8 protein-coding genes are annotated in these 9,078 nt (G+C 68.1%); 2 read left to right on the top strand and 6 right to left on the bottom strand.

The annotated features are described in order from the left end of the window. The 3 genes from VF662_RS05320 to gltX form a co-directional block, all read right to left on the bottom strand. The coding region (locus VF662_RS05320) for an alcohol dehydrogenase catalytic domain-containing protein (protein WP_464138657.1) at window positions 1–376 on the bottom strand (376 nt) is incomplete at its 3' end. After that, window positions 376–1,662, bottom strand: a complete 1,287-nt coding sequence (locus VF662_RS05315) for a citrate synthase (protein ID WP_464138654.1) — start codon at window positions 1,660–1,662, stop codon at window positions 376–378. The genes VF662_RS05315 and VF662_RS05320, both read right to left, overlap by 1 nt. Before the next feature lie 15 nt (window positions 1,663–1,677). Next, window positions 1,678–3,096, bottom strand: coding sequence for a glutamate--tRNA ligase (gene gltX, locus VF662_RS05310; protein ID WP_464138652.1), 1,419 nt, complete (start codon window positions 3,094–3,096; stop codon window positions 1,678–1,680). Between the two features lie 26 nt (window positions 3,097–3,122). Here gltX and VF662_RS05305 point away from each other — a divergent pair, with 26 nt between their 5' ends. Both VF662_RS05305 and VF662_RS05300 read left to right on the top strand, forming a co-directional pair. Then, window positions 3,123–5,276 carry a ComEC/Rec2 family competence protein gene (locus VF662_RS05305; protein ID WP_464138650.1) on the top strand — a complete coding sequence of 718 codons (2,154 nt, stop codon included), beginning with the start codon at window positions 3,123–3,125 and terminating at the stop codon, window positions 5,274–5,276. 292 nt (window positions 5,277–5,568) lie between these two features. Further along, window positions 5,569–6,279, top strand: coding sequence for a hypothetical protein (locus tag VF662_RS05300; protein WP_464138647.1), 711 nt, complete (start codon window positions 5,569–5,571; stop codon window positions 6,277–6,279). A gap of 8 nt (window positions 6,280–6,287) precedes the next feature. Here VF662_RS05300 and VF662_RS05295 read toward each other — a convergent pair whose 3' ends face one another. The 3 genes from VF662_RS05295 to VF662_RS05285 form a co-directional block, all read right to left on the bottom strand. Beyond that, window positions 6,288–6,623: a VOC family protein gene (locus VF662_RS05295; RefSeq protein ID WP_464138645.1), complete on the bottom strand. Its 336-nt coding sequence runs from the start codon at window positions 6,621–6,623 to the stop codon at window positions 6,288–6,290. Window positions 6,624–6,628: 5 nt separating this feature from the next. After that, complete coding sequence (lexA, locus tag VF662_RS05290) at window positions 6,629–7,282, bottom strand: transcriptional repressor LexA (RefSeq protein WP_464138643.1); 654 nt, start codon at window positions 7,280–7,282, stop codon at window positions 6,629–6,631. Between the two features lie 79 nt (window positions 7,283–7,361). Beyond that, entirely contained in the window at window positions 7,362–8,777 is a 1,416-nt protein-coding gene (locus VF662_RS05285) for a glycoside hydrolase family 43 protein (RefSeq protein WP_464138641.1), read from the bottom strand. Between the last annotated feature and the right edge of the window lie 301 nt (window positions 8,778–9,078).

Below are 9,078 nucleotides of genomic sequence, written 5' to 3'. Positions count from 1 at the left end.
AGATGTTCATCGCGCAGCCGAGAGGCTCGCCGGGAAAGGGCTGCCCCGCCAGGCTTTCCGGCAGGCGTACGACGGCGTCGGCCTCCGCGATGTCATATTCGGCGTAGCTCTTGTAGGAGAGTGCAGCGACGCGCTGACCGGGGGATAGGCCGTCGACACCCTCGCCGATGGCATCGATCACGCCCCACCCTTCATGGCCGAGCGAGCCGGGCTCCGTCGGGAATTGCTGCCACTCCGGCCCGGCCCAGGGGGTGAGGTTGGAGGCGCAGACGCCGCAGCCTTCGAGCCGGACGCGCACCTGCCCCGGCCCCGGCTCCGGAAGCGCTACCTCGTCGATCCTGATCTCGCCGGGAGCCGCGAGAACGGCAGCCCGCATCAGCGCCGGTCCACCGGCACGTAATCGCGCTGCGTCGGCCCCGTATAGAGCTGCCGCGGCCGCCCGATCTTCTGGTCGGGATCCGAAATCATCTCGTTCCACTGCGCCACCCAGCCGACGGTGCGGGCGAGGGCGAAGAGCGCGGTAAACATCGAGGTGGGGAATCCGATCGCCGAAAGGATGACGCCCGAATAGAAGTCCACGTTCGGATAAAGCTTCTTCTCTATGAAATATTCGTCGTTGAGCGCGATCTGTTCGAGCTCGCGCGCCACGTCGAAGACCGGGTCGGTCACGCCGAGCTCGTTCAGCACCTCCTCGGCGGTGCGCCGCATCACCTTCGCCCGCGGGTCGAAATTCTTGTAGACGCGGTGGCCGAAGCCCATCAGCCGGAACGGATCGTCCTTGTCCTTGGCCCGCGCGATATATTCGGGAATCCGCTCGGGCCGGCCGATTTCGCGAAGCATGTTCAATGCCGCTTCGTTGGCGCCGCCATGCGCGGGCCCCCAGAGGCAGGCGATGCCGGCGGCGATGCAGGCGAACGGGTTTGCGCCCGATGAGCCGGCGAGCCGCACGGTGGAGGTCGAAGCGTTCTGCTCGTGATCGGCGTGGAGGATGAAGATCCGCCGCATCGCGCTCTCGACGATCGGGTTCACTTCATAGGCCTCGGCCGGGACGCCGAAGGTCATCCGCAGGAAATTGCCGGTGTAGGAGAGGCTGTTCTGCGGGTACATGAACGGCTGACCGACCGAATATTTATACGCCATGGCGGCGATCGTCGGCATCTTCGCGATCAGCCGGTGCGAGGCCACCATCCGCTGATACGGATCGGTGATGTCCGTGGAATCATGATAGAAAGCGGACAGCGCGCCGACCACGCCGCACATGATCGCCATCGGGTGCGCATCGCGCCTGAAGCCGCGGTAGAAGGTCGACAGCTGCTCGTGAAGCATCGTGTGGCGGGAGATGGTGTAGGTGAAGCGGTCGAGCTCGCTCCGGTTCGGAAGCTCGCCGTTCAGAAGCAGGTAGGAGACCTCCATGAAGGTCGAATGCTCGGCCAGCTGGTCGATCGGATAGCCGCGGTGAAGGAGGATGCCCTCGTCGCCGTCGATATAGGTGATGGAGCTCTCGCAGGACGCGGTCGAGGTGAAGCCCGGATCGTAGGTGAAGGCGCCGGTCTGCCCATAGAGCTTTCGGATGTCGATCACGTCCGGCCCGACGCTGCCCGGAAGCACGTCATAGTCGAAAGTCTTGCCGCCAAGCCCCAGGCTTGCCTTGCCGTCCGTCATCTTATCGCTCCTTGATCACACCCGGTCCTTAACGCGCGCAAGGCTCTCCTCGCGCCCGAGAAGGACGAGAACGTCGAAAATTCCCGGCGAAGTCGCTCGGCCCGTCAGCGCCGCGCGAAGCGGCTGCGCCACCTGGCCGAGCTTGACGCCGGCGCTTTCGGACACCTCTCGAACGGCCTGCTCTGTCGCCTCGGCGGTCCATTCCGGCAGCGCGGCAAGCGCTGCGTGGACGAGGGCGAGCAGGTCCGGTGCGCTCCCCCCTAGCAACACCGCCGCCTTCTCGTCGAGATCGAGCGGCCGGCGCTTGAACAAAAAGAGCGCGCCTTCCGCTATTTCGTTGAGGTTCTTCGCGCGCGGCTTCAGCCCCTCCATCGCTCGGGTGAGGAGCGCGATCTCGTCGGTCATCAGCGACCGGCCGAGCAAAGTCTCGATCCGCGGCGTCACGAGCCCGGCCAGCCGCCCGTCGGAAGCCTCGCGGATATAGTGGCCGTTCAGATTCTCGAGCTTCTTGGTGTCGAAGCGGGAAGGGGAGCGGCCGACGCCTTCGAGGCCGAACCAGCGGATCGCATCGTCCCTGGCGATGATCTCCTCGTCGCCGTGCCCCCAGCCGAGCCGAAGCAGATAGTTGGAGAGCGCTTCGGGGAGGAAACCCAGCGCGTGATAGTCCATCACCCCGGTCGCGCCGTGCCGCTTCGACATCTTGGCGCCGTCCTGGCCGTGGATCAGGGGCACGTGGGCGTAGACCGGCTCCGGCCAGCCCATGCCGCGGATGATCGCGAGCTGCCGGAAAGCGTTGTTGAGGTGGTCGTCGCCGCGGATCACGTGCGTCACGCCCATGTCGTGATCATCGACGACCACGGCCAGCATGTAGGTCGGGCTGCCGTCGGAGCGGAGCAGGACGAAGTCGTCGATCTCGGCATTCCGGACCGTGACCGTGCCCTGCACCTGGTCCTCGATCACCGTCTCGCCCTCGCGCGGCGCCTTGAGGCGCACCACGAACGGAGCGTCGGGCGCCGCGGCGTCGGGCGAGCAGTCCCGCCATTTGCTCTCGATCCGGAACGGCCGCTTCTCGCGCTGCGCCGCTTCGCGGGCTGCGGCGAGCTCGTCATGGGTCATGTAGCAGCGATAGGCATGGCCGCGGGCAAGGAGCTCGTTCGCAACTTCGGCGTGCCGGGCCCAGAATTGCGACTGATAATATTCGCGCCCGTCCCAATCGAGCTGGAGCCAGCGCATCCCTTCGAGGATCGCGTCAATCGCCGGCTTGGTGGACCTTGCCTTGTCCGTATCCTCGATGCGCAGCAGGAACTTGCCGCCGTGCCGGCGCGCGAACAGCCAGTTGAAGAGTGCGGTGCGGGCGCCGCCGATGTGCAGGAAACCGGTCGGCGAGGGCGCAAAACGCGTAACGACCTCGCGCGTGGGGACAGTTGCGCTCACGCGCCGATTCTCCAAGGATGCGCCGGATGGCGACGAACGAATGGCGCGCCCCTAGCATAGGGTTCTGGCGGCGACAAACGCCGCTCCCGGACCATATGTCCGAGCGGCTGGAGGCGCTGTTCGAGGCGGAGCGGGACCAGCTTCCGCTCTGGCTTCCGGTCGCGCTCGGGCTCGGCGTCGGCGCCTGGTTCGCGTTGCCGGGCGAGAGGAGCTGGTGGGCATTCGTGGCCGGAGCCGGTGCGCTCGCTTTTGCGGCCCTCGCGGCGGGCTGGGGCACCAGGTGGGGCAGGGCGCTCGCGATCTTCTGCTTCGCGGCCGCTTCAGGCTGCGGCCTCATCTGGTGGAAGGCGGAACAGGTGGCCGCGCCCCGGCTGGAGCGCGCCCGTATGGCGGAGTTCACCGGGCGCGTGGAATCCCTCCAGCGCCTGCCCGCCAAGGAGACGGTGCGGCTGGTGGTGCGGCCGCTGGGCACCCCCGATCTCCCGCCCCGGATCCGGATCAACGTCGATGAGGACAAGGGCGGCGCGGTCGCCGCGGGGGCCACCATAAGCCTTCGCGCGTGGCTGATGCCGCCGCCGCCGATGGCGGTGCCCGGCGCCTATGATTTCTCCCGCGCCGCCTGGTTCCAGGGCATCGGCGGCACCGGCCGGGCGCTCGGGGAGGTGAAGGTGATCGCCCCGGCTCAGGAACTGGGCTGGAGCGCGCGCATCGCAGCCGCCCGGCAGCGGCTCGCCGACCATGCCCGCTCGAGGCTGCAGGGAGGGGCAGGGGGCATTGCCGCCGCTCTCGCCACCGGCGACCAGGCGGGCATTCCGGAGGAGGATGCGGAGGCCCTCCGCCGCTCCGGCCTCGCGCACCTCCTGTCGGTCAGCGGCCTTCACCTCACTGCAGTCGTCGGCGCAGTCATGCTCCTGACGCTGAAGCTCCTGGCGCTGAGCCCGGCCCTCGCGCTTCGGTTCCGGCTGGTGCTGGTCGCTGCGGCGGCGGGCGCGTTGGCGGGCGTCGCCTACACTTTGCTGACCGGCGCAGAGGTGCCGACGGTCCGCGCCTGCATTGCCTCGCTGCTGATCCTGCTGGGGATTGCGCTCGGGCGGGAGGCGCTGACGCTCCGTCTCGTCGCGACCGGGGCGCTGATCGTTCTCCTGCTCTGGCCGGAATCGCTCCCGGGCCCCAGCTTCCAGCTGAGCTTCGCAGCGATCGTCGCGATCGTCGCACTGCACGAGCATCCTCGCATCAAGACGCTGCTTGCCCGCCGCGACGAAGGACTGCCGCGCAAGATCGGCCGCGGGCTGCTCGCGCTCGTGCTCACAGGGCTGGCGGTCGAGCTCGCGCTGATGCCGATCGCATTGTTCCACTTCCATCGCTCCGGGCTCTACGGAGCCGCCGCGAACATCGTCGCGATCCCGCTCACCACCTTCGTCATCATGCCGCTGGAGGCGCTGGCGTTGCTGTTTGATATCGGCGGGATCGGCGCACCCTTCTGGTGGGCGGCCGGCGCCGCGCTGAAGTTCCTGCTTGGGCTCGCGCATGCCACCGCAGCCGCGCCGGGCGCCGTCGCCATGCTCCCCGACATGCCGCCGGCCGCGTTCGGACTGATGGTGGGGGGAGGGCTCTGGATCGCGCTGTGGCGGACGCGGTGGCGGCGCTGGGGGCTGGTGCCGCTCGCCGCCGGGGCGCTCTGGGCGCTCGCGACGCCGCCGCCCGACCTGATCGTGACCGGCGACGGCCGTCACCTCGCGCTCCGTACCCCCTCGGGCGAGCTGGCGATCCTCCGGGGGCGGGCAGGGGACTACGTGCGGAGCATGCTCAGCGAAACTTCGGGATCGGAGGCGGAGATGCCGGACCTCGAGGCGATGCCGAACGCCCGCTGCAACCGCGATACCTGCATGGCCGACATCGCGAGCGGAGGTCGGAGCTGGCGCCTGCTGGCGACGCGGAGCCGGCACATGATCGATTTCGAGCCGCTGAAGCGCGCGTGCGCGGCGGCCGACATCGTCGTGAGCGATCGCCGCTTGCCACGCACCTGCGTGCCGCGCTGGCTGAAGGCGGACCGCTTCTTCCTCGCCCGGAGTGGGGGTCTCTCTATCTCGCTGGGGGAGAGGCCGCGCGTGGTGACGGTCCGCGAGCGGGTGGGAGATCACCCCTGGGCGGAGCGGCCTGTGAAGGCGCGGAAGAACTAGCCCCAAACGAAAAGCCCCGGCCGCTTGGGGCCGGGGCTCTGTGGCAGTCAGCGGGGGGGGGGGGGAGCTGACTACCGTTGGGGTATCAGCAAAACGAGCTTACCGGGTTTGGGTTCCCTGAAAAACGAAACGCCCCGGAAAAAATTCCGAGGCGCTCGCGACAGCTGCCGTTTCAGGCGACTATCTCCCATCCCCTGAGTCGATATAACCTAAATCGGTCCCACCGAAAAGTCCGTTCGCCGGCACCGTGTTCCGGGTCGGCACCGAAGCCGCGCCGATGCATTTAAACCGCATGAGCTTCGCCTCGCGCTCCATTCCCGCAGGGGCCGTGTCCCTGGCGCTCCTGCTCGGCGGCTGCGCCGCTCCCGCGCCCACGCGAAGCCGCCCGCAGCTGACGCCGGCGGTGAGCGACATTGCCGAGAGGTGCCGCACCCTCGAAGAGGTGGATCTCTCCCGGATCGCGAAGGGCAGCGCCGATTGGAGCGCCTTCGACCGTTTTCACGCAAAGGCGCGCGCGGGCTTGCCCGAACCGGCGGCCGATCCGGGCGCGGTGCAGCTGCGGCTCGCAATACCGGGCGGCAGCTTCCAGGCGCCCTACGGGATCAGCGTCTGGGCCGTCCGCGAAAGGGATGGGGTGTGGAGGGTATCGCACGTCCGCTACCTCCAGCTCCCGCCGCCGCCAGCGCCACCTGGAGCGCCGCCGGTGCAGCAGCCGCCGGAGCGCGTTGTGACCTCAGGCCGGCTGAACGAGGCCACGGCCGCACTCGTCGACGCAGCCCTTGCTTCGGATTGCCTTGGGCGCGAGCCGCTGACGGTCCAGCTTACGCTGCCGATGAAGACCGGATCCGACCTGATGTGCCCGCCCGATGCCGCTGGCGGCAACGCACTCGACATCAGGGAACGCGGAAGCGTCCGCCGCTACCTGCGCAGTTGCGGCCGTACCTGGGCAAGCGGAGCGATCATCATCGCACTCGAGAACAGCAGGAACATCGTGCAGACGTGACCGCGCGCTCAGCCGCTTTTGGTCACTGCGATCTCGTTGCCGCTCGGATCCAGGAACTGGAAGCGGCGGCCGCCGGGGAAGGCGAAGATCGGCCGGACGATCGTTCCCCCGGCTTCTTCTACCGCGCCGAGCGCCGCTTCGAGATCCTCGACCTCGATCACCGGCAGCGGCGCCTTCGTCGCCTCGGCCGCGTCGCCCTGGAGCCCGATGTCGGTATCGCCGCTGAGCGTTGCCGCATAAGTGGGCCCGAACCCCGTCAGCGACCAGCCGAACGCCCGCTCGTAGAAAGCCTTTGCCGGCCCGATCTCCCGCACCGGGAGCTCGACATAGTTGAGGCGTGCCATCTCGCTCAGTAACGCCTGAGCAGCCCGGCAAGCTTGCCCTGGATCATCACCTGGTCCGGCCGGTAGCGCTGCGGGTCGTAATTGCGGTTGGCGGGATCGAGGCGGATCATCTGGCCTTCGCGGCGGAAGGTCTTGAGGGTCGCTTCCTCATTGTTGATGAGCGCGACCACGATCTCGCCGTCGCGCGCGATGTCGGTCTTGCGCACCAAGGCATAGTCGCCGTCGAGAATGCCTTCCTCGACCATCGAATCCCCCGCGACCTCGAGAGCATAATGCTCGCCCGGCCCAAGCAGGGCAGCGGGCACCGAGAGGCTGCTCTGCCCCTCCAGCGCTTCGATCGGCATGCCGGCTGCGATGCGGCCATGAAGCGGCAGCTCGATCACGTCGTTGGCGGCCTGCGGCGGAGTCACCGGCGCGACCGGGTTGGAAGCGATCCCCGCCTTGACGTCCGGCATCCGCATCACTTCGAGCGCCCGTGCGCGGTTCGGCAGCCGGCGGATGAAGCCGCGCTCCTCCAGGGCAGAGATGAGCCGGTGCACGCCCGACTTCGACTTCAGCTCCAGCGCCTCCTTCATCTCCTCGAACGAAGGTGACACTCCGTTCTCACCCAGATGACGGTGAATGTAGGTCAGAAGCTCATGTTGCTTGCGTGTCAGCACGTTCGGCCCTCCTGGAACGGACACGGAACATGTACGGAACGTTACGGCTGCATGTCAAGCACTGTTTCGCTGTCGCTCCTCAGCAGAGCTCCACGCCCGTCTCGGTGAACCTCAGACAGGTCGTAAGAAGCGCCCGGAAGGCATTGTAGCCGCCGGTTCCGGGGAAGAAGGCGTGGAAGAAGAGCTGGGGCTCGCCGTCGAGGCCCGGTGCTACAGACGCGTGCCCCGGCGCCCACCATTCGCGCGTCGATTTCAGAAGCGGCTCCGGCTGCTTCACATAGGGGCCGAGCGGATGATCGGCGACTGCGACTCCGATCCCGTAAGCGGGCGTGCAGAAATCGTTGCCGGCATAGAACATCCAGTAGCGGCCCTGCTGGCGCGTCACCCACGGCCCCTCGATCAGATGGCCCTCCCAATCGAGGTCGTTGGCGAGCACCTCAACCGGCTCACCAAGGAAGCTGGTTCCGTCCGGTCCGAGCCGCTGCGCGAGGATCGGCGTCCGCATCGCATCGAGGATCGCGCCCGCCTCGCCCGACGCTTCCAGGACGCGCCGGACCTGCGGCCAGGAGCCGAGCACCGTCTCGATCAGCGGCTGCATCAGGAAGAAGCGCTCCATCGGCCGCCGGGTGTTCGCCCAGGGCTGGACCGCAGCCGCGAAGGCGGCGGTCAGCCGGTCCTCCTCGCGGTCGAACATCTCGGCGATCATCTCCGGCCGCTCGCGCAGAAGGCCGGCCAGCGGGCGCGGCCAGACGCCGTTCGTGTCCCGCTTCCAGAACAGGTAGGGATCGCCGCCCGCGTCGATGAAGATGTGGGAATCGATCACGCCCCCGCTCATCGGCGGCGGCGGCCCGTCGGCAGGGCTCGGCGGCGGGAAGAGCGTCACTCCCCCGGTCAGAAGCGGTCCGCCGCTGTCGGTCCACGGGCCGGCGGGGTGGGGTGCCTTGGCAAGGCCGATGGCAAGCGCGTTGGTCTGCTGCCGGGCGGTGAAGGCGAGCCAATATTCATCGCCCACCCTGGCCATTTCGGGGGCCCAGAAATCGGCAAGGTGCCGCCCGGCCGCCGCCCATTCCGGAGTACGTCCCTCGGGGAAGACGAAGCCGACCGGCTCCCACGCCTCGAGGTCGGTCGAGTGGAGGATCGGGAATGCGTCGGGCGCGTCGTTCGAGGTGGCGACGAGGTAGTAGCCCTCGTCGGTCTTCAGCACTGCCGGGTCGCCATAGCCGGCCAGGATCCGCGGCTCGAGGTTACTGGTGATCAGCGGGCGCCAGTGGATGTGCGGATCGGCCTCGGGCCTCGGCCGCTCGAAATGGTCTCCGGAGCGCATCCCGTAATCGCGGGCGAGCACGGCGTAGAAGGCGGTATAATCCTGCTGCTCGCCGCCCGGCAGGCGGTATTCCCGGCTTTCGCCGCCGCCGGCGCGGGTGACTGTGAAGCGTGTGCCTTCGCCCTCGGAGGCGGCTTCGACCTTGAAGGACGGGATTTCGGAAGCGCTCATGGCGCGCCCGATAGACAAGCCGGAGCGCGGGGAGAAGGGGCATCTGCGCAGCCCTTCCGCATCAACGGGTTGACAGGTGGCGGCCGCATCGGCAGCTTGTTCCTTGCAGGCCCGCTTCGGGCCCGGAGACGAACCATGAGCAACGGACACATCATTGCCCGCTCGAACGGCCTCCGCTTCTTCAGCTTTACGGGCCGGTACGCCTGAGGGCGTGCCGGGTAAGCTCTAGGCCTCAAATCTCCCGACACTGAAGAAGGCGCGCGGCCTGGCCGCGGCCGAAGGTCTGCACCATGAAGACGAA

The sequence above is a fragment of the Allosphingosinicella sp. genome (assembly GCF_036387215.1).
Classification (GTDB): domain Bacteria; phylum Pseudomonadota; class Alphaproteobacteria; order Sphingomonadales; family Sphingomonadaceae; genus Allosphingosinicella.
The sequence above is the reverse complement of the archived record's forward strand: the minus strand, read 5'-3'. Positions and strand labels throughout refer to the sequence as shown.